At 40.8% G+C, this 24503-nt stretch carries 16 protein-coding genes and 3 pseudogenes; 2 read left to right on the top strand and 17 right to left on the bottom strand.

Annotated elements, in window-relative coordinates:
- Positions 1-22: 22 nt before the first annotated feature.
- From DXA15_RS00435 to pckA, 8 genes and pseudogenes are all read right to left on the bottom strand, one after another.
- Positions 23-1336 (bottom strand): UDP-glucose/GDP-mannose dehydrogenase family protein, encoded by a 1314-nt coding sequence (locus DXA15_RS00435; RefSeq protein ID WP_128132753.1) that lies wholly within the window; start codon positions 1334-1336, stop codon positions 23-25.
- Positions 1337-1358: 22 nt separating this feature from the next.
- The gene (locus DXA15_RS00430) at positions 1359-2288 is read right to left on the bottom strand and encodes a UDP-glucuronic acid decarboxylase family protein (protein WP_128132752.1); all 930 of its coding nucleotides are present in this window, start codon (positions 2286-2288) and stop codon (positions 1359-1361) included.
- Positions 2289-2484: 196 nt separating this feature from the next.
- A pseudogene (locus DXA15_RS00425) lies at positions 2485-3503 on the bottom strand (Gfo/Idh/MocA family protein).
- A 97-nt stretch (positions 3504-3600) separates the two neighbouring features.
- Positions 3601-4770 carry a DegT/DnrJ/EryC1/StrS aminotransferase family protein gene (locus DXA15_RS00420; protein WP_199676164.1) on the bottom strand — a complete coding sequence of 390 codons (1170 nt, stop codon included), beginning with the start codon at positions 4768-4770 and terminating at the stop codon, positions 3601-3603.
- 217 nt (positions 4771-4987) lie between these two features.
- Positions 4988-7026: pseudogene (gene metG / locus DXA15_RS00415) on the bottom strand (methionine--tRNA ligase).
- Between the two features lie 43 nt (positions 7027-7069).
- Positions 7070-8608, bottom strand: coding sequence for a YifB family Mg chelatase-like AAA ATPase (locus DXA15_RS00410; RefSeq protein ID WP_128132751.1), 1539 nt, complete (start codon positions 8606-8608; stop codon positions 7070-7072).
- 38 nt (positions 8609-8646) lie between these two features.
- A complete protein-coding gene (locus DXA15_RS00405; RefSeq protein ID WP_128132750.1) occupies positions 8647-9750 on the bottom strand; it encodes a TlpA disulfide reductase family protein in 1104 nt (367 codons plus the stop codon).
- Positions 9751-9932: 182 nt separating this feature from the next.
- Positions 9933-11540, bottom strand: a complete 1608-nt coding sequence (gene pckA, locus DXA15_RS00400) for a phosphoenolpyruvate carboxykinase (ATP) (RefSeq protein WP_128132749.1) — start codon at positions 11538-11540, stop codon at positions 9933-9935.
- A gap of 359 nt (positions 11541-11899) precedes the next feature.
- Between pckA and DXA15_RS25670 the strand changes: the two genes are divergently transcribed.
- Positions 11900-12220 carry a sigma factor gene (locus DXA15_RS25670; protein ID WP_233566598.1) on the top strand — a complete coding sequence of 107 codons (321 nt, stop codon included), beginning with the start codon at positions 11900-11902 and terminating at the stop codon, positions 12218-12220.
- Positions 12221-12306: 86 nt separating this feature from the next.
- Positions 12307-12534, top strand: a complete 228-nt coding sequence (locus DXA15_RS25665; RefSeq protein ID WP_233566596.1) for a sigma factor-like helix-turn-helix DNA-binding protein — start codon at positions 12307-12309, stop codon at positions 12532-12534.
- A gap of 146 nt (positions 12535-12680) precedes the next feature.
- Here the strand turns inward: DXA15_RS25665 and DXA15_RS00390 are convergent, their stop codons facing one another.
- The 9 genes and pseudogenes from DXA15_RS00390 to DXA15_RS00360 form a co-directional block, all read right to left on the bottom strand.
- Positions 12681-14102, bottom strand: a complete 1422-nt coding sequence (locus tag DXA15_RS00390) for a Gfo/Idh/MocA family protein (RefSeq protein ID WP_233566594.1) — start codon at positions 14100-14102, stop codon at positions 12681-12683.
- A 7-nt stretch (positions 14103-14109) separates the two neighbouring features.
- Entirely contained in the window at positions 14110-15258 is a 1149-nt protein-coding gene (locus tag DXA15_RS00385; RefSeq protein ID WP_158579622.1) for a family 20 glycosylhydrolase, read from the bottom strand.
- Positions 15259-15322: 64 nt separating this feature from the next.
- Entirely contained in the window at positions 15323-16678 is a 1356-nt protein-coding gene (locus tag DXA15_RS00380; protein WP_122326758.1) for a DUF1735 domain-containing protein, read from the bottom strand.
- A 24-nt stretch (positions 16679-16702) separates the two neighbouring features.
- Positions 16703-17653, bottom strand: coding sequence for a RagB/SusD family nutrient uptake outer membrane protein (locus DXA15_RS25660; RefSeq protein WP_233566616.1), 951 nt, complete (start codon positions 17651-17653; stop codon positions 16703-16705).
- Between the two features lie 276 nt (positions 17654-17929).
- Positions 17930-18465: pseudogene (locus tag DXA15_RS25655) on the bottom strand (RagB/SusD family nutrient uptake outer membrane protein); the annotation flags it as partial.
- Between the two features lie 79 nt (positions 18466-18544).
- Positions 18545-19006 (bottom strand): hypothetical protein, encoded by a 462-nt coding sequence (locus tag DXA15_RS25650; protein WP_233566592.1) that lies wholly within the window; start codon positions 19004-19006, stop codon positions 18545-18547.
- A gap of 86 nt (positions 19007-19092) precedes the next feature.
- Positions 19093-21849: a TonB-dependent receptor gene (locus tag DXA15_RS00370; protein ID WP_233566591.1), complete on the bottom strand. Its 2757-nt coding sequence runs from the start codon at positions 21847-21849 to the stop codon at positions 19093-19095.
- 256 nt (positions 21850-22105) lie between these two features.
- Positions 22106-23296, bottom strand: coding sequence for a FecR family protein (locus DXA15_RS00365; protein ID WP_128132747.1), 1191 nt, complete (start codon positions 23294-23296; stop codon positions 22106-22108).
- Positions 23297-23489: 193 nt separating this feature from the next.
- Positions 23490-24500 carry a 2-oxoacid:ferredoxin oxidoreductase subunit beta gene (locus tag DXA15_RS00360; protein ID WP_009860693.1) on the bottom strand — a complete coding sequence of 337 codons (1011 nt, stop codon included), beginning with the start codon at positions 24498-24500 and terminating at the stop codon, positions 23490-23492.
- Positions 24501-24503 lie beyond the last annotated feature (3 nt).

The following is a 24503-nucleotide window of genomic DNA, read 5'->3' as shown; positions in this document are numbered from 1 at the left end:
AATTTTAGTTTACAATATGTATTTACCTCCCTATACAATGATAAACAAACCCGTTCTCCTCCATCTCCTTGATATCATAAATATTACGGCCATCAAGAACCAGCGGGGTAGCCATCAGTTTCTTTATTGCAGACCAAGAAGGCATACGGAACTCTTTCCATTCCGTTACAAGCATCAGGGCATCGGCATCCACTACTGCATCATAAATATCTTTTGCATAATGGATAACATCTCCGATACGACGTTTGGATTCTTCTACAGCTACAGGATCATAAGCATATACTTCACAACCTGCCGCCAACAGTTTTTCTATCAAAACCAAAGAAGGAGCTTCGCGCATATCGTCTGTTTCAGGCTTAAAAGCCAGTCCCCAGATAGCGATACGTTTACCTCTCAGGTCTCCATTAAAATGCTTTTCGAGTTTATGGAACAAAAGAGATTTCTGTTCGTCATTTACTTCCTCGACTGCCTGAAGGATACGCATCGGATAATTATTTTGCTTGGCTGTATTGATCAATGCTTTCACGTCTTTAGGAAAACACGAACCGCCATAACCGATACCGGCATACAGGAAACGGTTACCGATACGATTGTCGGAACCGATACCTTTACGTACCATATTCACATCCGCACCGATAATCTCACACAAGTTGGCAATATCGTTCATAAAACTGATACGGGTAGCCAACATGGCGTTCGCTGCATATTTGGTCATCTCGGCAGATGGCACATCCATAAAAATCACACGGAAATTATTTAAAAGGAAAGGACGGTACAGACGAGTCATCAGCTCTTCTGCACGCTCAGATTCTACACCAACAACAACACGGTCCGGACTCATAAAGTCACTGATCGCTGCTCCTTCCTTCAGAAATTCAGGATTAGAAGCTACATCGAACTCGATCTCTACTCCACGTTTATCGAGTTCTTCCTGGATAGCCCGGCGTACTTTCTTTGCCGTACCGACGGGAACCGTACTTTTTGTTACGACCAGAATATGTTTCTTCATATTCCGACCGACAGTACGAGCTACCTCAAGCACGTATTTCAAATCGGCGCTACCATCCTCATCGGGAGGCGTACCTACGGCACTGAACAAAACTTCCACTTCGTCCAGGCATTCAGTAAGATCGGTTGTAAATTGTAATCTTCCGGCCTGCTGGTTACGATGGACCATATCTTCCAGACCGGGTTCATAGATAGGGATTATCCCCTTTTTAAGGTTTTCAATTTTTTCGGTGTTAACATCTACACAAAAAACTTCGGTCCCCATTTCTGCAAAACAGGTTCCGGTAACCAGGCCGACATAGCCTGTTCCTACTATCGCTATTTTCATAATTTATAATCAAAATGCAAAATTAAAGGCTCTTGAAATATTTAATTGTATCTATCAAACCTTCTTCCAAACGGATTTTAGGTTCCCAGCCATTCAGTTTTTCTTTTGCTAAAGTAATATCCGGTTTACGCTGTTTGGGATCATCAGAAGGAAGAGGGGTAAATATTATTTTTGATTTCGAATTAGTCATCTTCAATATGATCTCTGCCAACTCCAGCATGGTGAACTCTCCCGGATTGCCTAAATTGACAGGTCCGGTAAAGTTTTCGGAAGCCATCATACGAACCATACCTTCCACCAGGTCGTCGACATACTGGAAACTACGGGTTTGCTTTCCATCACCGTAAATAGTAATATCTTCACCTTTCAACGCCTGCATGATGAAGTTGGAAACAACCCGGCCGTCATCCGGACGCATACGGGGACCATAGGTATTGAAAATACGGATAATCTTAACGTCTACCTTATTCTGGCGATGATAATCCATGAATAAAGTTTCCGCACAACGTTTGCCCTCATCATAACAGCTGCGCAAACCGATCGGATTCACGTTTCCCCAATAACTTTCTTCCTGGGGATGGACGATCGGATCACCGTAAACTTCACTGGTAGAAGCCTGAAGAATACGTGCTTTGGTACGTTTAGCCAACCCAAGCATATTGATAGCACCGATAACAGATGTTTTAGTCGTACTCACCGGATCGAACTGGTAATGTATCGGAGATGCCGGACAAGCCAGATTGTAAATTTCATCAACCTCCACATAATACGGGAATGTCACATCATGACGAACCAGCTCAAAATAGGGATTGTCCAGTAAATGAACAATGTTTTGTTTCAGACCTGTAAAATAATTATCCATACAAATCACATTATTCCCGTCTTTCAGCAGGCGTTCGCAAAGATGAGAGCCGATAAAACCGGCTCCTCCGGTAACTAAAATCTGTTTCATGCTATCTGTTCAATTTGAGTTTTTCTATATATCTCAGTCCTTTTCATAAGAATGAGAGCACAACAATGTTGGTCAGTCCCATGCCGGGAATGACAAAACTTCCACAAAGATAGGAATTTGAAGGGATTCTTTCCCTTCTAAAATCGTTATTTATACGAAAGGGGAATTACCGATCATCATTTCTTATTCAGAATCGTTACTTTTGAGCATAGATGCGCTGTATAATGTCCACTACTTTCATACCTTCCAGTACGTTGGTCGTGATACATTCAGATCCTGAACCGGAAAGGACACGGACCACATTGCGGATCACGAAATTATGATTCTGAGCCGATCCCTTGTAAGGGCCGTAATCATTACCCGGGTTGGTTGGGGCCAGTTCGGGCATTTCATACTCCTTCACATGGCAATATTCCACTTCGTTCATATATTGACCGCCGATCTTTACACTGCCATTCTCGGCCACGATCAGCATACTGCTTTCCATATTCCTGTTCCATACAGAAGTTGAATAATTCAGACTACCCATTCCTCCGTTCACGAAGTTGAAGTTTACGAAGCCTGAATCTTCAAAAGCAGTCAGTTTCTCGTGATTGAAATCTGCGAAACGAGCCTGGATATTACAAATATCGCCAAACAGCCAGTACATGATATCAATAAAATGGGAGAACTGGGTGAAAAGCGTACCCCCATCCAATGCTGCATCCCCATGCCAGCCACCGGTTTATAATAACGTTCGTCACGGTTCCAATAGCAGTTCAACTGAACCATGTATATTTTACCCAATTTCCCGGAGTCGATCATATCCTTAATCCACACGGAAGGAGGGGAATAGCGGTTCTGCATGACGCAAAATACCTGTTTACGGTATTTCAAAGAAGCATATACCACCTTCTCCGCATCAGCCAGTGTCAACGCCATCGGTTTTTCTATCACCACATTACAACCGGCTTCGATGGCTTGTACCGCCATAGGTGCATGCAAACCGTTCGGAGTACAGATATTAATGACATCTATCTGAATGCCACTCTGCAATAATTCCTGCAAACCGGCAAAAAAAGGAACTTCATACGCCTCTATTCCCAATTCTTCGCGAGGACGAATATCGCATAAAGCGACTAATTCGGCATCCTGATCACGGGTTACCATCTCGGCATGGCGCTTTCCGATATGACCACAACCGACTACAGCGAATTTTATCTTATTTTCTTTCATATTTTATCAAATGTGAACTATCCGATTATTGACCGATTGTACCTAGCTCCCCTCTCAAGAGGGGAATTGGTTACTACCGTCACTATAAACAGATAGCTCAAATCTTTCTATTTTCTAACTCCTTTACCAATACATCTATTATATATTCCTGTTCTTCCACTGTCATCTCCGTATGAATCGGCAAGGATAGGACACAGTTGCTTAAACGGGCTGCATTTTCCATACTTCCGGGGGTACGTGCCATCCATTTATAAGCATCTTGTGCTTGTAAAGGAACGGGATAGTATACCATGGTAGGAATACCTTTCTCTTTAAGAGCCGCTTGTAATGCCTCCCGATGCTTTGCCGTATCGGGATACTCCGGAACCGGTTTCAACTGAACCGTATATTGATGATAGACATGTGTCGAGAAATCACTCTTCTTCGGAAGAATCAACTGCTCGCATGAAGCCAAACCTTCGTCATATCTTCGGGCAACGACCTGCCGGGCTTTTGTAAACTCATCGATATACTTCAGCTTCACATCCAAAACAGCGGCATGCAGGGTATCCAGACGAGAGTTACATCCTATGAGCTTATGATGATATTTAACTTCCTGACCATGATTTGCGATCATACGGATACGCTTTGCCAGACTCTCATCAGAAGTCATTAAAGCGCCTCCGTCACCAAAACAGGCCAGCGGCTTGGAAGGGAAAAACGAAGTCGTACCGATAACGCCCATTGTCCCCGTTTTCTTCACCTGCCCATCCGGGAAAGTATATTCCGCACCAACGGACTGCGCATTATCTTCTATCACATGAAGATGATACATGCCGGCTATTCTCAGGATCGGAGCCATATCGCAGGACTGGCCGAACAGGTGAACTACAATGATTGCCTTGGTATTACGGGAAATAGATTCTTCTATTTTACGGGGATCGATATTATAGGTTCGCGGATCTACATCCACCAGCACAGGAGTCAATCCCAGCAAAGCGATCACTTCGGCAGCTGCCACATAGGTAAATGCCGGAACAATCACCTCATCCCCCGGCTGCAACTGCAACGCCATCAAAGCGATCTGAAGAGCATCCGTACCGTTCCCGCAAGGAATCACATAGGGAATATCGAGATATTCAGCCAAGTGATCGCCAAAAGCCTTCACCTGAGGACCATTGATAAAGGCACTGCTTTCAATAACAGTTTGCATGGCGGCATCTATCTCCTCTTTCAGGCGATGATACTGACCTTGCAAGTCAACCATTTGTATATGTTTTTCAGACATCTTTCCTATTGTATACCACTGTTTATCTTATGAAGATTAAAACGTTCCAAATAATCTTTTATTGCATAAAAGACCTTTAACATTCTTTTCTATGATAAGTGAGAGCTCAGGGACTCTTACCTATGAGAGAGCCGGGACTCTTACAGATAAGAATACCGGCTCTATTATCATTCATACCTCCGGCACTCTTACGTTCCATAGCACCGGAGATCTTATGTTATTTTACTTCGCTACCCGGTTTCACTTCTTTTTCCGGAGTGATGACAGACAGCTTGCCATCGAAGTTTTCAGCAGAGAGGATCATACCTTCCGATACGATGCCTTTCAACTTACGCGGAGCAAGGTTGGCAATAAAACAAACCTGCTTTCCGACCAACTCTTCGGGGGCATAATGCTGGGCGATACCGGAAACGATTGTACGTTTCTCCAAACCGTCATCGATACGGAACTGCAACAATTTGTCGGCCTTAGGCACCTTTGTACATTCCAGGATCGTTCCCACACGGATATCCAGTTTTGTGAAATCATCGAACGCGATGTTTTCGCGTATCGGTTTCGCTTTATAGTTGGCTTCTTCGTTCGCTTTCTTTGTATCCAGCAACTTCTGAACCTGCGCTTCGATCACACTGTCTTCGATCTTTTCAAACAACAGTTCGGATTTGCCTAGCTGATGTCCGGCTTCCAGCAAGTCGGTTGCGCCCAGACGGCTCCAGCCTAACGGTTCTACATTCAACATCTTGTTGAGTTTCTCCATGCTGAACGGCAGGAACGGTTCGAAAGCAATAGCCAGGTTGGCTGTGATCTGCAAAGCGATGTTCATGATCGTTGCCACACGAGTCATATCTGTCTTTGCCAGCTTCCAGGGTTCCGTATCTGCCAGATATTTGTTACCGATACGGGCCAGGTTCATGGCTTCTTTCTGAGCATCACGGAAATGATAGGTGTCGAGCAGACGCTCCACATTTGCTTTTACATCTTCGAAGTCTTTCAAAGTCTGACGGTCATAGTCAGTCAGTTCGCTTACTGCCGGCACTTTTCCTTCGAAATATTTCTCAGTCAGCACCAGGGCACGGTTTACGAAGTTACCCAGGATGGCAACCAACTCGTTATTATTGCGTGCCTGGAAGTCTTTCCAGGTAAAGTCGTTATCTTTTGTTTCCGGCGCATTGGCAGTCAGGACATAACGTAATACATCCTGTTTTCCCGGCATATCCACCAGATATTCGTTCAACCATACCGCCCAGTTGCGGGAAGTAGAGATCTTGTCGCCTTCCAGGTTCAGAAATTCATTGGCAGGCACATTCTCCGGCAGATTGAAAGTACCTTCGGCCTTCAACATGGCTGGGAATACAATACAATGGAACACGATATTATCCTTACCGATGAAATGTACCATCTTGGTTTCAGGATCTTTCCACCAAGTCTCCCAACTGTCGGGAAGTAATTCTTTTGTATTGGAGATATAACCGATCGGCGCATCGAACCATACGTAAAGCACTTTGCCTTCCGCTCCTTCCACCGGAACAGGAATACCCCAGTCCAGGTCGCGGCTTACGGCACGCGGTTGCAATCCCATATCCAGCCAACTCTTGCATTGTCCGTACACGTTTGGTTTCCATTCTTTATGATCTTCCAGAATCCATTTACGCAGGAACGGTTCATGCTTATCCAAGGGCAGATACCAGTGTTTGGTCTCCTTCATCACCGGTTCGCTACCACTAATGGCAGACTTCGGTTGATCAGGTCTGTTGCATTCAACGATGTACCGCAGGCTTCGCACTGGTCACCATAAGCCTTTTCGTTGCCGCAATGCGGACATGTACCGGTTATATAACGGTCGGCAAGGAATTGTTTAGCTTCCTCGTCGTAATATTGTTCGCTGGTCTTTTCAACAAACTCTCCTTTTTCATACAGGGTACGGAAAAAGTCCGACGCCACCTGACGATGCGTAGGCGAAGTTGTACGTGAATAGATATCGAACGAGATGCCGAACTCCTCGAAAGACTTCTTGATAATACCATGAAAACGGTCCACTACATCCTGCGGTGTAACACCTTCTTTCTTAGCACGGAGGGTAATAGGCACACCATGTTCGTCCGATCCCCCGATCATCAATACCTCTTCCCCCTTCAGACGAAGGTAACGGGCATAAATATCGGCCGGTACATACACCCCGGCCAGATGTCCGATATGTACCGGTCCGTTCGCATACGGCAACGCCGTAGTTATCAGCGTTCTCTTAAAATGTTTTTCCATACCTTGTGTTCTCTTTTTGAGGGGCAAAGGTACGGAATAATTTTTACAATCCCCAGCTCTCCCTGTCCAGATTCCGGTAATTGATGGCTTCGGCAAGATGGCGTGTTTCTATCTTTTCAGAGGCATCAAGGTCGGCAATGGTACGGGCAACTTTCAGGATACGGTCGTAAGCACGGGCAGAAAGGCTCAGACGTTGCATAGCCGTTTTAAGAAGAGACAGGCAAGCGGCGTCGGGTACAGCATATTTATGCAGAAGTTGCGTGGTCATCTGTGCATTGCAATATACACCTTCGTAGTCGGCAAAACGTTTTTCCTGGATCGAACGGGCATTAACAACCCGTTCACGGACAGCTGCACTGGGTTCAGACGGACGTTGTTCGGATATCTTTTCAAAAGGGACTGGTACAATCTCCACCTGTATGTCGATCCGGTCGAGCAACGGACCGGATACACGGTTCATATATTTCTGTACCGCACCCGGAGGACAAAGACAGGGACGGTCGGGATGGTTGTAATAACCACAGGGACAAGGATTCATCGAGGCAACCAGCATAAAACTAGCCGGATAATCGACCGAGAAACGGGCACGCGAAACAGTGATCTTCCGATCTTCCAACGGTTGTCGCATCACCTCCAAAACACTCCGGTTGAATTCCGGCAATTCATCGAGAAACAACACGCCGTTATGAGCCAGACTCACTTCACCCGGTTGAGGATAAGCACCGCCTCCCACCATTGCCACATTTGAAATGGTATGATGCGGCGAACGGAACGGACGTTGCACCATCAGGGAAGTTTCCACACCTATCTTTCCGGCCACAGAATGTATCTTAGTTGTCTCCAACGATTCGTGTAAAGTGAATGGCGGAAGGATCGTGGACAGCCGTTTTGCCAGCATTGATTTTCCGCTTCCCGGCGGCCCGATCATAATCAGATTATGACCTCCTGCCGCAGCGACTTCCAGAGCACGTTTTACATTTTCCTGGCCGCGTACATCAGAGAAATCAAACTCGAACTGCTCCTGACGAGCATAAAATTCTTTCCTCGTATCAACAACAGTCTGTTCCAATTCGCGCTTTCCGCCCATGAATTCGATCACCTCTTTGATATTTTCGACTCCATAAACCTCCAGATTATTGACAACAGCGGCCTCACGGGCATTCTGCCTGGGCAATATGAAACCCTTAAAACCTTCTTCCCTAGCTTTAATAGCAATAGGGAGCACGCCTTTTACCGGTTGCAGGCTTCCGTCCAACGATAGTTCGCCCATCAGGATAAACTTATCCAGCCGCGAAGCGTCCAATTCCTCGGCGGCTGCCAGTATCCCGACTGCCAGTGGCAGATCATAAGCAGAACCTTCCTTCCGAATATCGGCAGGTGCCATATTAATCACAATTCGATTACGGGGAAATTTATATCCACTCACCTGAAGCGCAGAAATGATACGTTCGTGGCTTTCACGTACAGCTACATCGGGAAGACCTACCAGAAAAAATTGGATTCCCTTCGTACAATTTACTTCAATGGTGACAATAGTTGCAGAGATGCCCTGCACCGCGGCTGCATAAGATTTTACTAACATAATTAATGATTTTGGTTGGAAGTTTATAATTCGTTATCTCATTTTTCTACCAGTTTTTCAAGTGTTTGTTCTATTTCTACACCGTTGTCCGTTTTCATGATGATCTTTCCATCCTCATCAATCAGAAAACAGCGAGGAAGTGCATTCACATTATACAGATCAACGAGCATTGTTGCTTGTCCGGCAGAATCGGTTACCAAATTCCAGTTGATACTATCCTTTGCCAACAACTTGCGTACTTCCTGCGGGTCGTCATCAAGACTGATCAACAGCATATCGACTTTCTCTTTCGGATACTTCATCGCGACCTTATCCAAAAACAGATCTTCTGTCTGGCACATATCGCACCAAGGAGCCGTAAAGGCAAGTAGCAAATATCGCTGCGGGAACGAATCCAGACTCACAGTATGTCCATATACATTCTTTACATTAAAACCCGGAGCTTCCGCGCCCAAAGAAGTTCGCTGTGCTTTCATGCTGTAATCCTGCAATTTACGAATCAGATAAAAGTCTTTCAATTTCGGACTTAACACGGCCAGCAATTCATCCATTTTGCGGGTATCATCCGGATTCATAAAATAATATTGCAATAAAACAGCCGAAGCTTCTTCATCCGGATGTTCTTGTATATATTCCATCGCCCGTTCACTCAGGGTATGGTTTACATTCGTCAGACGGGAAGGGATATCAGTTTCTTCCGTTGTATTTGTATGACTGCTTTTATTCGTTAATATCTTGATCAGGTCTGCCTGTTCCTTCAGCAGGGGAGCAACACTTTTACGGAAAGAATTCAACTGGTCGTTGACACGTCCGCCTTTCACCTGAAGCAAAGCCGGGTAAAGAGCATCGCCGGTTATGGTGACTTTCTCTCCTTTCATCAGGTAAGCCGTAGTCCAGCATTTTTTATTATCGAAGAAAATCGTTACGGTATTGAAGTCTCCTTCGTTCCGTTTCAGGGAGAATTGTCCGGGTTTCTCACAGGTTATGGTATCAACAACTTTATAATTGTCATTCTCAAAAACAGCATATAGCGTCTCATCTTCCAAATTAGACAACTTGCCTTCTATTCGGTAAGAGACGTCCTTGCCGCACGACGACAAAAACAATGCGACTCCTAAAATCAGTAATAAACGTTTTATCATTATACCTTAAACCCACACATTAACGGATAATACGCGGTAAAGATAACAATAGATTTTAAAACAAACTAACATTTATGATAAAATTAATGTAGATATACAAAAAAAAGCGCAGAACGGTATGTTCTACGCTTTTTGATGATATTATTCTTAACCTTTGGTAAGATTTACCTCTGGCGTTTGAATTACAATTTCGGACCAGCAGAAACCAAAGCCTTACCAGCTTCGTTGCCTGTGAACTTAGCGAAGTTCTTCTGGAAACGAGCAGCCAAATCTTTAGCCTTTTCATCCCACTGAGCAGCATCAGCGTAAGTGTCACGAGGATCAAGGATCTTCGGATCAACACCCGGAAGTTCTGTCGGAACAACGAAGTCGAAATAAGGAATAACCTTAGTCGGAGCTTTGTCGATAGAGCCATCCAAGATAGCGTCGATGATACCTCTTGTATCTTTGATAGAGATACGTTTACCGCTACCGTTCCATCCAGTGTTAACCAGATAAGCCTTAGCACCAGTCATTTCCATTTTCTTAACCAGTTCTTCACCGTATTTAGTCGGGTGCAATGACAAGAAAGCAGCACCGAAACAAGCAGAGAATGTAGGAGTCGGTTCAGTAATACCACGTTCTGTACCTGCTAATTTAGCTGTGAAACCAGAAAGGAAGTAGTACTGAGTTTGTTCCGGAGTCAGGATAGATACCGGAGGCAATACACCGAATGCATCAGCAGACAGGAAAATAACCTGTTTTGCGTGCGGACCTTTAGATACCGGCTTAACGATGTTTTCAATGTGATAGATAGGATAAGAAACACGAGTATTTTCTGTTACGCTCTTATCTGCGAAATCAATAGTACCGTCAGCAGCAACTGTTACGTTTTCCAACAGAGCATCGCGTTTGATTGCGTTGTAGATATCCGGTTCGCTATCTTTGTCCAAGTTGATAACCTTAGCATAGCAACCACCTTCGTAGTTGAATACACCTTCGTTATCCCATCCATGTTCGTCATCACCGATCAACAGACGTTTCGGGTCAGTAGACAAAGTAGTCTTACCTGTACCAGACAGACCGAAGAAGATAGCTGAGCTAGTTCCTTCTTTATCCGTGTTTGCAGAACAGTGCATAGAAGCGATACCACGAAGCGGGTTCATGTAGTTCATGATAGAGAACATACCTTTCTTCATTTCACCACCGTACCAAGTGTTCAGGATAACCTGTTCTTTAGTCTTCAGGTTGAAAACTGTAGCAGTTTCAGAATTCAGCCCCAGTTCTTTATAGTTGTCAACTTTTGCTTTAGAAGCGTTGAAACATACGAAATCAGGTTCACCGTAGTTAGCCAGTTCTTCAGCTGTCGGACGGATGAACATGTTAGTTACGAAATGTGCCTGCCAAGCTACTTCCATGATGAAACGAACTTTCATACGAGTTGCTTCGTTTGCACCGCAGAATGTATCGACAACGAACAGACGTTTGCCTGACAATTGTTTTACAGCTTTAGCTTTCAGATCAGCCCATGCTTCTTCAGTACAAGGCTTGTTATCATTTTTATATTCTTCAGAAGTCCACCATACTGAGTCTTCGCTGGCTTCATTCTTTACAAAGAATTTATCCTTAGGTGAACGACCTGTGTAAACACCTGTCATTACGTTTACAGCACCCAGTTCTGTTACCTGACCTTTTTCAAAACCTTCCAAAGATGGTTTTGTTTCTTCTGCGAACAGAACATCATAAGACGGATTGTGTAAAATTTCTGTTACACCGGTAATTCCGTACTTGCTTAAATCTAAATTAGCCATTCTTGATAATAATTTAAATGATTGACTTTATATAACTTTTCTCTCTCGCGAAATTAAAATAACAGGGCTCCAATACCTACATCTAACTTGCTATTATCGCGCCTTGTTAAGACCGGTACAAAAGTAATACATTTTTTTATAGCTGGTACTCTATTAAGGAAATTTTTCAGTAATAATTGCTCTTTTCCATGCAATTAACAAATCGGATAATCAATTTGCAAACTGCACTTTACAATCTAGAACAAAAATGTCAAAATATGACTCTTGTAAAAAAAACATTTTTTTCAATGAGAGTGAGTAGATTTTTTTAATATTTGTGTTCTGTTACTGAAATAAGGAATCTAACCAGTAATATTTTTATGCAAAAAAACACAAAGATTACAGTAGATACAACCACAACAGAATATTCCGATCAAATGATCTGGGAACAATTCCTTCATGGAGATGACGAAGCTTATACATATATTTATAAACAATATTCTCAGGCATTGTATGCTTACGGTATGCACTTTACACCTGATAGCGGATTAGTAGAAGATTGTATACAAGAAGTATTTGTAAAAATATATCAGAATCGTAAACATCTTCAAACGACCGACAATATCAAACTATATCTTTTTATTGCACTGAAAAATAATTTGTTCAATGTATTCCGGAAGGATATACCTACAGTCAAATAGATACAATCGAACCGGTCTTTGCTGCAGAATACACGATCGAAGATGAAATTATTAATAATGAAAAGAAGCAATTCCTGAATGAAAAGATGGTCCGCATGCTCGAAATCCTTTCTCCACGACAAAGAGAGGTCATCTATTACCGCTTTGTCGAAGGACTGTCGTATGAAGACATCTGTCAAATCATGAACATGAACTACCAGTCTACTCAAAACCTAATTCAAAGGTCTTTAAAAAAACTGCGTAGCACCTTCTCTAAAGTAGAATTGCAATTCGTATTATTACTGTTAGTCAATACTAGATTGGGTTGCTCATAAAGTAAACATAACTTCTCAAGTCTATTTACTTTATAAGCAACTACTCTAACTTCAAATTTTTCCTGAAGTTCGCTGTTCACGGGAGTTACCCGGATAAATTTTCAGAAGAAATACTCCATGAAGGTTCACAACGGTTTTGCATAAATTTACGGTATTACAACTCCTGTATTTCCTCCTCCTCTCAGAGTCAAGTCGACCGGCTTATTAGTTATCCATGCACCACAAGTAAAGTCAGGGACATCGATCGAGTTCGAACGATTAGCAACCGACCAGTAACTCAGTGGAGTAATACTACACCATGTTGCAGCATCATACACATCCATATCTAGTGGTAAACCGTTACGCAAACAATCAATCATACGCCAATCCATAATGAAGTCCATACCGCCATGGCCACCGATTACTTTTGCAACATCCGCAATATGTTTTACCATTTCCGGAGTATACTGTACTTCCAATTCACGCATCTTTTCTTCACTGACAAAGTTATCGCCAAAAGCAATCTTTCCCGGCTCGGGAAACTTACGGCAAAAACCTTTAGTACCGGTCAAAACATGTAAACGATCGTAAGGATGTGGAGTACTCACATCATGTTGTATCATAATCGTTTTACCTTTTGCTGTACGAACCGTCGATGTATTCATATTTCCACGGTACTTCATCGCAGCCATCGGTTTATAATAATCGTTCTGAACTGCCAGTTCTTTTGCTTTAGCTTCCATCAAAAAATCATCGGTAGACATAGATGTCATATATTCCATCTTATCCCCTCTGTTGATGTTCATAGCCCAACATACCGGTCCCAAACCATGGGTGGGATAAGGGTTTCCGCTTTTATGGTTTTCATCCCACCGCCAGGTCGGCCATTGCGGTTCACCGAACATACCGCTCAACAGTTCATGGATATAAGCACCCTCACCGTGAATTACTTCACCGAACAAACCTTTCTGTACCATGTTCACTGTCAGGATCTCAAAGAAATCGTAACAGCAATTTTCCAACTGCATGCAATGTTTCTTTGTTCGCTCCGAAGTCTCTACCAGTTGCCAGCAATCTTCCAGTGTTCCAGCTGCCGGAACTTCCACTGCCACATGCTTTCCGCATTCCATGGCATAGACAGCGATCGGTGTATGCCATTTCCAGGGAGTGGCTATATAAACCAAATCGATATCATCCTGTTCACACAATTGTTTCCAGCTGTAATCATCTCCGAAATATTCTTTTGCAGGACGGCGGTTAAAGCGCTGAAGTGTTTCCTGATTTCTTTTTACAGCACCTTCATTCAGATCACATAAAGCCGTTACTTCAACATCTTTCACATTCATCATACGTGTCACGGCCCAACTGCCACGACTACCAATCCCTACATAACCAATCCGGACAGTAGGAATCGCCGGAGCTGCATATCCGCACATATTAAATAACTGCTTCCTACTTTTACCTTTCTCTACAGCTTTACTCACTGTTTCTTCTGCTTCTTTTACGGAAGTACAGGCAGTTCCAGCCACACCTGTTAACAAGGCACCAAACCCTAAGGTGGAACCTTTTATAAAATCACGACGTTGCATATTAATCTTAGTTTGTTTTATTTCTCTTCTCCAATTCTCTAATATGTTCAATTATTTTTTTAAAAGCCAAAGCAGCTCCACTTTCCAAATCGGTCGGTTGTCCATAATAAGTTTTAATAAAACGATATGCAGGTTCCCAGGCTGTTCCGCAAAATCCTCTCAAACGAGAAGAGAGAACACATGAATAATCTTGCCTTTTTCCATTTTGTCGGACCATATTCAACATATCCATTTGAGCTATACCCACATCCGCTTTAACACACGTACAAACTACCACATTAAATCCTTTTATCGCAAAATATTCGGGCGTTGGAGGAGCATCCTCGTATTTCCAGTCACAAATAACAATATCTTTTGGTATCATATCAATAGCTCGATGCGTTTCATTCATACAAGCTTGCCAAGCCCCTAATCCTGTAGTGTATCCATCTATCAACCGGTCACTCCACATCCACATTTCACAATTTTTCTTCTTAAGATGCATATGTAAAGCCTTTATATGATTAGCGAAAACAACCGCCGGATCTGCACCGAAACAACGTGAACAGCTCTCATGTGCTACTATCCAAGCTTCATCTAAACCTACATGAAACGCATCTGCCTGACATACATCAATTAATTCGTCTATAAGAGGAAATATTACTTTATATAAATCCGGATGTTGAGGACAAAGACACTTACTATAAAAGCCTCCTCGCGCACTCGGCTCTATCCATGGACTAGGAGGATCAAATCCCGGGGATTCATCGAATTCCGGATAATGAATTAATAATTTTCCTATTTGTGTCTGCTCCGATTGATGGGCTAACAAATTTATTTTAGGTATTAATCTTACTCCCGCATCCAAACATGCTTGGGTTATCTGTTGAACCTCTTCCTTAGATAAAGCATACATATCAATCAATTCCGGATGACTTTCAAATTTATATCCGTAATTAAAACGAAGTATTAAAGTATTTATCCCTTCTCTAGGCAAAGCGTCTTTAACAAAATAACAAAACTCATCTATACCACCGGGGCGCGGAGGAGCTAAAAAAAGAGCTTTAACCGGAATTTTATCCCAATCTTCTGTTACTTTTTGGGATGATAATCCCTGGCAACCCAGAATCAATACCATGACCAGTGTTGCTATCCTTATTACATACCGATGTTCCATGATAATCTTTTTAAGAAACCGGGGATATAGAAACATATCCCCAAGCCACTATATTCATTATAAATCAATCAATACCTTTCACCAAGATTTCAGCAATACTGGCGTGAGGAGGATTGTTGCTTTCATGTACGATACATTTTATATACCGCGCTTTTTTAGGAACAATCGTTTTTTCCATTGAAGATACATAATTATCGGCATTTCCAAAATCCATATCACACACCTGTTCGAATGTCTCTCCATCTGTACTTAACTCGAATGTCACATACTTAGTATTCGAATTGTTCTTACGCCTGATCAATTCAATAGCCATCACATCCCGCTCTTTTTTCATATCGATTACCAAATAATGTGGTAAACTTGCATCTGGCTCCCACATGCTATGCCAATAAGTATCCAAATTCCCGTCCAATACAGTATTCACGCCACCGCCATCATCATCTCTTACACTAGACCAATCAATTACTTCCCAGGTAGCACGATCAAATGTTATCGGCTGGAAAGAGACTGGTAAAATCAAAGTTGCTTTATCCGGATTTATTCCATGCATAGAAACGGATTCAATTCGTACAGGAATAGCATATTCTCCAAATTTATAAGAACCATCTGTTCCTTGCAGCTTATTCTTGTGAAGGACATACTCAAAATCTTTTTCATTTGCTTTTGCCGGAATTTTCCACGTATCTTCTACCAAAGTATAAGCATCAGCCGGTAATAATTCAACAGGTTTCATATCTTTTGATACCCTATCTTCATTATAAGGGATCAAAGCATCCGGATCAATACCCAATATATATGTCAGATCCCATTTATTATTATAATTCGTTTGTATATTAGCGATAAACTTTTCTTCATTAGAAGATGTAGGATCAATTGTTGCCACATTCAATGACGAAGAGTTCGCAAATTCAATATAAGGCATTTTCACAGAAGGAGCTATAATCGTATACATTCGATCCTGATCAGACGAAATTGCATTTAAAGGGATGATGCGGCAAGGCAATACAAATTCAATATTCCCATCATCCTGCAATTCTAGAATCTTCTTTGAATCGAAAACGAATTCAAAAGCTTTAGATGATTCCTTTTCTGAAATTACAAGTTTAGAATTTTTCAGAGTATAACAATTTTCCGGTAAGACCTTATAGGTTGTTCCTTGCTTTATATTATAGGTATCCAGTACTTCCTGATCAACAACTAATTCCAACTCGGCATTTTGTTGACCTACTCCACTTTTTATAACACATAAATCATAATCAAAATTTCCCCATTGGAAAACGTTGATTTGATTATAATCCGGCTTCAACAAATAAACTGTATCATCCACCATATTATGAGACCTATAGTCCTCACAGGCAATTATGCCCACAAACAGGAATGAAAAGACAATGAATTGTGATATATATTTTCTTAGTTTCATTTTATATGATTCTTTAAATTTGTATTACCAACCATAATTCTGAGTCATATTAACCATCTCTTTCCTTTGATTATCATGAATTGGTTGAAAATAATGCTTATTTTCGAAAACCATTTCATAATTAAAAATTTGATCTGTACGTGTCCATGACCCTTCATAAGTTTTAGACAATACATTGCGTGTATAATATGGACCGTTAAACTCTTTCGGAGCAATCATCCATGTACGAATATCATGGAAACGATGCCCTTCAAAAGCCAGCTCAACCATGCGTTCTTTCAGAATTAATTCTCTAAGTAACAATTTGTTTCCCTTGACTTCCGGATAAGCAACTTCAAGATTATTCAATCCAACTCTGTTTCTCACTTTATTAATATATCTCAAAGCCTCCGCCTCGTCCCTAGAAGTTTTTTCATTACATGCTTCAGCATAATTTAAATAAATCTCGGCTAAACGGTACGTTGGAAAACAAAATTCCCCCCACCTGTTTTCTTCTATATTATTTTCCGGATTATTCATTCTTCTCCACAAATACCCAACTTTCACCACATCGCCTGAAGATTGATAAGAAGAGGTTCCTCCATCATAAAACGTAACCAATTTTTGTCCTTTAAATGTATTAATCCAATACATACCATTGGCCAAAACAGAGGCATAAAAACGAGCATCGCGTCCTACACAACTATTATGAGCATTAATCGTTACGAATGTATCCAAAGGATGTCTATATGGAGAAGTAAAACCGGTCTCCTGATATCCTGACTTCGGATCAATAATTGGATTACCGTTAGCTTCGTAACCTGTAACAGGATAACGACCGGACTCTGCCATCGGATAAGTATCAACCAATTTTAAAGAAGGGCAAAAACCCCCATAACCTTCCTTAACAACACGAGGAGGAGCACATCTTACCTGCCAATCCCACGCACTAGACCAACGTCCCCAAATAACCTCTGAATTCCAGTTTTTAAACATTACTCCCATATAAGATTTGATATATTTGCGAAATTGATCATTCTCTTCCGTGTCTTCATATAAAGCATACAAATTCAAATCAATTACATCCTTTGCTGCTTTTGCTGCAACATCCCATTTTGCAGGATCTTCTGATTGAGGAAATAAAAAATCTCCATACATATTTTTCATACCCTTATACAATTCGCAACCATTAAATAACGGACGAGCCATGTACAATGTCAACCGGGATTTCGCGGCCATCGCAGCTCCTTTTGTTATACGCCCTTTCCACTGAGGCGATTCAATTTCAAGTGGTAATACAGCTATTGCTTTTTCCCATTCGGATAAAATAAATTCCACATTCTGATCTAACGAATGCCTATCAATTGTTTCTGGCTTGATTGCCTGATCAGGATCCTGATCACCCCAAATAAAAACCGGACCGTATCTCGTAAAAGTAATGAATACATATAAGCTCTGATAAAACGAGCCTCTGCATGCATTATATCTTTTTGTTCCGTTGAAAGTTCTGTACAACGATGCACATTATTCATGAAAATAGTAGCTTGTGCTATTCCTTTATAATAATCCGCCCAAACTTGATACGCCCAATAATCCGTTCCGTAAGTACCATTATTCATTGGCGTATAATCCAAATTTGGCCAGGAAAAAGTAGCTTCATCACTACGCGGTATACCACTACCTTCATTTCCCAATGGGTATCCTTCATCCGGAAGAAAACCATAAACTTGTGCCAGATAAGCTTCCGTAGTACTACGTTTATCAAAAACCTCATCTATTGAAATCTGATTGTTAAGCTCTACCTCCATATATTTTTCACAAGAAGGAAAAAATGGAGCCAATAACAATAACAAATATAATTTTAATCGCTTCATCAAACCTATATATTTAAAGATTAACATTCAAACCAAAGTTCACAACTGTCATATTTGGATACGCCATTCCTGAATTAGTATCCAGTTCCGGGTCCCACATTTTAAACTTACTAAGAGTCAACAAATTAAGACCTTGTATATACAAGCGCATTGTTGAAAGACCGATCTTCTTTGTTAAATTTTTAGGAATCGTATAGCCGAATTCAGCGTTTTTCAATCGTAAAAAGCTCATATCTCGTTGAAAAAATGTTGACGGTTGAGTATTATTTTGACTTGGGGCCATATACATTCTCGGATATTTTGCATTAGGATCCGGATTATCCGGCCTCCATCTATTTTCTGCAACCTCAGCAAAAAAACCACCTAAAGCCTCTATATTACCTCCAACTCCCCAAATAGCACCACCTTGTATAATACGAGTGACATTTCCTACTCCTGAAAAGAAGAATGATAAATCAAAACCACGCCATCCCATACTGAGACCAAAACCATAATTAATTTCAGGGATATGTGTTCTACCTATAGCAATTTCATCATTCGTATCAATAATTCCATCACCATTTATATCTTTATATTTAATATCACCCGGTTTCGCTCCTCCAACTGTCTGGGACTGTTATTCACCTCTTCCTCTGATTCAAATAATCCCATAGCAACCAATCCGCGCTGTTGATATAAAGGAACCCCAACATCTTCACGATAAGCCCACACTGGAGTAGGTTTATCATCATATAATTTTTTATTACGATTAAACGTAAAATTAGCACGTCCCTGAATCATAAAATCATTAATATTCTGAGTATACTCTAAAGATGCATCAACTCCTCCATTTTGCATTTTTCCTAAATTGATCCATTGACGAATATTATTTCCAACAACAGAAGGAACACTTTCTTGTTCTATATAAATGCCTTCTCTTTTCTCATGAAAAAAGTCAATTTGGGCTTTTAACTTATTAAAAAATCCCATCTCCAGACCTACATTCAATTTTTTTGCAGTTTCCCATGAAATACTAGGATTTCCAATCCGACCCGTAGCAATACCGCTAATCCAATTCTCTTTCATTTCTCCAAACTGATATCCTCCTGTCCAACTCATTTCAGAATTAAACGCAAAACGTTGTCCTCCAATTTCGTCACTACCAATCAACCCATAAGATCCTTTTATTTTCAACAGGTCAACAACAGAATTCAATCCCGAAAAATAATTTTCATTACTAATCAAATATCCTGCAGCGATAGAAGGGAAAAAACCAAATTTATGTCCCGGAGAAAAGTTCTCTGAACCATTATAACCAAAATTTCCTTCAATGAAATAGGTATCTCTGAACGAATATGTAGCACGTGCTGCAATACCCTGATTTTTATGGGCAAACGCAGCGATATAACTTCCTGGAACATTATCATTATATTCCCTCATATTATAAAGAAATAATCCGCCTACACGATGTACATCATTAAAAACACGATCATAAGTAAGAGATGCTTCTAAGGCCCAAGATCTATTTCCGGAATAGCCTTTATTTGTCAAATCAATATAATCACTACCATCTGAATTCTTGTGAAAAATCAAATTACCCTCCTCATCACGTCCTGTTGCGTAAAAGGTTGCTGGTGATTTTTTTCTATCCAATGTTGCCCCATTATATGCATCCCAAGCAAATTTCACATTTGCCTTCAGCCCCTTTGTTATCAACTCTGAAAAATCCTGAGTTAATCCAATCAATGACTGTGTATTGTTCCAAAAATCGGTTGAGTATCCCGAATTATTCAACATATTATAAGGATTGTTACTTGCCGGATAACAAGATATTGTTCCGTCAGAATACACCGTAGGCATAGTTATTGGAGGAACATCTATACATCTTATCCAGAAATCTCCCAATCCTGTTCCCGGTCTATTCTTTGTTTCATATTGATTAGACAAATTCAAATTCAACACAGTCGAAGAAGATAAATCTACATCTAAATTCGACCGAAAGCTAAATTTGTTATAACGGAGAGATGCATCATATTGAGAATTTTTCTGTACATTAAAAATACCGCCTTCCGAATAATAAGAACCTGATATGTAATAACGAATTCTCTTTCCCCCACCAGATATATTTAAATTTACGCGCTGTGAATTAGACATGTTTTTAAATATCTCCTTCATCCAATTCACATTCGGATATAAATCAGGATCCGTTCCATTCAAGAACATTTCTTTTTGTTGCGGAGTATAAGCCGGACGACCATACGCATCCAAAGAAATATCATTATAATAATCAATCCACTGTCCCGCATCGGCAGTTTTAGGCATAACTGTCGGAGTAGACAAACCATATTCTACATTTGCTCTGATAGAAGGCTTTCCTTCTTTTCCCCTTTTCGTTGTAATCAATACAATGCCATTTGCACCACGCACGCCATATACCGCAGTAGCTGTCGCATCTTTCAAAATCGACAAAGATTCAATATCTTCAGCATCTACTAAATCCAAAGAACGCTCTATACCATCTACTAAAACCAGAGGTCTGTCATTTGCACCAAACGTACTAATACCACGAATCCAAAAATTAGCACCAGCCCCTGGTTCACCGGAAGTTTGTGTAACAACAAGGCCTGCCAATTGACCAGCCAAACTAGTAGAAATCTTCCCTACCGGCATTTTTATATTATCCGTCGAAAGTGTTGTAATTGCACCAATGACACTCTCCTTTTTTTGTTTACCAAAAGCGACGATTGTAACCTCCTCCAGTTCATCTGCTTTCGGTTTCATCTTAACAACGATATCGTTTTGGTTACCTACCACTATTTCTTGATCTTCCATTCCAAGGAATGAAATAATCAATCGATCCGATTTACTTACTTCCAGTTCAAAAGACCCATCCAAATCAGTTGTTACCCCACGAGTACTACCCTTAACCTGAATGGCAGCTCCAGGTAACGGTTCACCGAACTCATCTAAGACCTTGCCTCTGAAAGTATTTCTATTCTGATTTTTTACTGGTAAGGGACCAACCAAACTATCGGAATTTTTCTTAGAAATAAAGATCTGACGATCTTTTATTACAAAAGTGTTATTCGTACCAGCAAACAACTGTTTTAATACAACATCCACTGTTTGGTTGGATACATCTACTTTTACTTTTCGATTAACATCCAATACCCCGTCATAATAAAAGAAAACATACTCACTCTGTTTCTCTATTTCAGAAAAAACTTCTGTCACTGTCTTATTGTTTACTTTCAAAGACAGCATTGTTGACTGCGAATATGTATTGTTAGCCAAACTTACATTTATCCCTATAATGAGGAACACTGTAGCCAATTTCATAATTCGATATTTAATACTCCAAAAATTGGAGAATTGCTTATTTACCATATCTTTGTAATGATTTTAATGGTTAATTTTTAACTCGTTAATCTAGAAATCTTGCCGGATAACATGGCAGTGTTATCCGGCTTCTTTGTAAGTACGTACTTACACGTTAATTTTTATAATCTATTCATCACACATTCTTCATAGGCATCGCTGATTTAAGTTGTTAACACTATTCTATCAAAATGCAAGATAACCACAAACACAACCTCTATTCACCTTTTTTGACTAATACATATTCTTCATCTATTTTTTTACATACAACCGGAGCTGTCTTTGTCAATCCGTCTAACACAACATCCAAATCTTCCTGCATATCCAGCTTTCCCGAACATTTCAATGTAGCTACATCCGGTTGATAACTAATCTTTTTTCCATAATATCGAGATAAACGGTCTAAAATGACAGACAGGCTTTCGCTTCTATAAGTATAAAGCCCATCTTTCCATAAAATATAATCTTCGACATTTACTTGTTTCACTTCACCTCGGCCTCCAGAGAAAGACAACATATCACTCGGTTTTAAACGAAAATCTTCTTCATTCTTTATATTAACCTGCACCGATCCTGTCACCAGAACAACAGCAGTCGACAGATCTTTTTCATAAGCCATTACATTAAAAGAGGTACCTAATACTTGAACACTCATATTATTGGTTTTCACAATAAAGGGTTTATTTTTATCCGGAGTCACCTCCAAAAAGACTTCACCATTCACATAAATTTCTCTTTTCTTTTTCGCAAATGTAACCGGATACACAACACGACTTCCGGCATTCACCCAAACCTTTGTTCCATCTTCAAATACCAATGTCGAACGTTTCCCATTCGGAACGATCAACTGATTAAATTCTTCCGACCGTTTGTCTGACTTATCAATAACTTCCGCTATTTTTTCCGAATTAACAACAACTGTACCTTTTTTATCATGTTCGATTTTGGAATCTTGTCCACTGATGGGGATTTGCTTATCGGGCATTACCAATTGTATTTCATCTGTTTCGGGAATAACTGGCATTATCTGTGCGATCGATTCTACATCCAGAACATTTTCTGTATTAATATATATATATGAAATTGAGAATATAACCAAAACTGCAATACAAGCAACAGAATACATAAATGCATGGAATCGACGATTACGAATCAATTCCTGCTTTTTATTCAACTGCATAATATTTTCCCATAGCTGTCCCTGTCTTTCCTCGCTCATCTGTGACTTTTTCACTCTTACCGAATTAAGGAAAAATACCGCCAATTGGTATTCATGTTCATCCAATCCGGAAGTAATCTGCTTTTTCCAAAAGTGAATCGTTTCCAAAGAGGGAGAAAGATTAGACTGGACGAAAAAGTCATCCTCTAATAGCTCCTCTGATCTATATTTTGTATAATCTTTATTCATTCTATGTTTACTGCTTTTTTATCAGAACACAGAAATCTTTATTTTATACTCACTTTTATCCTAAAAAATTATTTCATTCATAACGAAACCATGCAATATTCTATAAATCAATACATATATTGATTAAATTAAGATATACAAAAAGGGATGACCATATGATCACCCCTCCTATTCCAGTTATTATAATAAAATCTTATTTCACTTCCCAAACTTCACCCTTCATTAAGAAGTCTTTCAGTTTACGGGTAGGATTCTTTGCCTGTACCTCTTCGATCTGTTGATGAACGGCTTCATCATATACCGGAGCATCCACATCGCGGATAACACCCAGGGCAATAGGCATATCATCTTTCATCATAGCCAGCATCATATGAAGTGTCGTATCTTTTTCATGGGCATCATGAACCAGCACATCATCCATTGTATAGCCACCTTCACCGATCGTAACGGCTTTCAGTTTAAGACCATCCAACACAAGACCTTTGTTACCTTCTTTTCCGAAAATCATCTTTTCGCCGTGGCGAAGGAAGATGGTACGGTCTGCACGATATTCCTTATCAACGATACTCTTATGAATGCCGTCATTGAAAATTACACAGTTCACCAGCACTTCCGTGACAGAAGCACCTTTATGGCGTGCAGAAGCAGCCAATACTTCAGTTGTATTCTTCAAATCCACATCGATCACCCGGGCAAAGAAGTTTCCGCGTGCTCCCAAAGCCAGTTCAGCCGGGATAAACGGGTCTTCCACTGTTCCGTAAGGAGAACTTTTAGAAACGAAGCCACGTTCGGAAGTCGGGGAGTATTGTCCTTTGGTCAGACCATAAATTTTATTGTTGAACAGAACAATGTTCAGGTCGACATTACGACGTACGGCATGGATAAAATGGTTACCACCGATAGCCAGACAGTCGCCGTCGCCGGTGATCAGCCAGACACTCAGGTCGGGACGGGCAGTCTTCACACCTGTTGCTATTGCAGCACCACGTCCGTGGATGGTATGGAAACCGTATGTATTCATATAATAAGGTAAGCGGGAAGAACACCCGATACCCGAGATAACGGCCATATTATGAGGAGCCACTCCTACTTCCGCCATCGCTTTGTGTAAGCAGTTCAATACGGCATGGTCTCCACAACCCGGACACCAACGTACATACTGGTCGCTTTTATAATCTTTCGGTTCGAATTTTATATCTGTCATTTT

Source organism: Parabacteroides sp. AM58-2XD (assembly GCF_003463685.1).
Lineage (GTDB): Bacteria > Bacteroidota > Bacteroidia > Bacteroidales > Tannerellaceae > Parabacteroides > Parabacteroides segnis.
This window is presented reverse-complemented; position numbering and strand designations above follow the sequence as displayed.

Coding starts and splice junctions, on each gene's coding strand:
- DXA15_RS00435 (WP_128132753.1), bottom strand. CDS start 1,336: ATGAAAATAGCGATAGTAGGAACAGGCTATGTCGGCCTGGTTACCGGA.
- DXA15_RS00430 (WP_128132752.1), bottom strand. CDS start 2,288: ATGAAACAGATTTTAGTTACCGGAGGAGCCGGTTTTATCGGCTCTCAT.
- DXA15_RS00420 (WP_199676164.1), bottom strand. CDS start 4,770: ATGTCTGAAAAACATATACAAATGGTTGACTTGCAAGGTCAGTATCAT.
- DXA15_RS00410 (WP_128132751.1), bottom strand. CDS start 8,608: ATGTTAGTAAAATCTTATGCAGCCGCGGTGCAGGGCATCTCTGCAACT.
- DXA15_RS00405 (WP_128132750.1), bottom strand. CDS start 9,750: ATGATAAAACGTTTATTACTGATTTTAGGAGTCGCATTGTTTTTGTCG.
- pckA (WP_128132749.1), bottom strand. CDS start 11,540: ATGGCTAATTTAGATTTAAGCAAGTACGGAATTACCGGTGTAACAGAA.
- DXA15_RS25670 (WP_233566598.1), top strand. CDS start 11,900: ATGCAAAAAAACACAAAGATTACAGTAGATACAACCACAACAGAATAT.
- DXA15_RS25665 (WP_233566596.1), top strand. CDS start 12,307: ATGGTCCGCATGCTCGAAATCCTTTCTCCACGACAAAGAGAGGTCATC.
- DXA15_RS00390 (WP_233566594.1), bottom strand. CDS start 14,102: ATGCAACGTCGTGATTTTATAAAAGGTTCCACCTTAGGGTTTGGTGCC.
- DXA15_RS00385 (WP_158579622.1), bottom strand. CDS start 15,258: ATGGAACATCGGTATGTAATAAGGATAGCAACACTGGTCATGGTATTG.
- DXA15_RS00380 (WP_122326758.1), bottom strand. CDS start 16,678: ATGAAACTAAGAAAATATATATCACAATTCATTGTCTTTTCATTCCTG.
- DXA15_RS25660 (WP_233566616.1), bottom strand. CDS start 17,653: ATGTTTAAAAACTGGAATTCAGAGGTTATTTGGGGACGTTGGTCTAGT.
- DXA15_RS25650 (WP_233566592.1), bottom strand. CDS start 19,006: ATGGGATGGCGTGGTTTTGATTTATCATTCTTCTTTTCAGGAGTAGGA.
- DXA15_RS00370 (WP_233566591.1), bottom strand. CDS start 21,849: ATGAAATTGGCTACAGTGTTCCTCATTATAGGGATAAATGTAAGTTTG.
- DXA15_RS00365 (WP_128132747.1), bottom strand. CDS start 23,296: ATGAATAAAGATTATACAAAATATAGATCAGAGGAGCTATTAGAGGAT.
- DXA15_RS00360 (WP_009860693.1), bottom strand. CDS start 24,500: ATGACAGATATAAAATTCGAACCGAAAGATTATAAAAGCGACCAGTAT.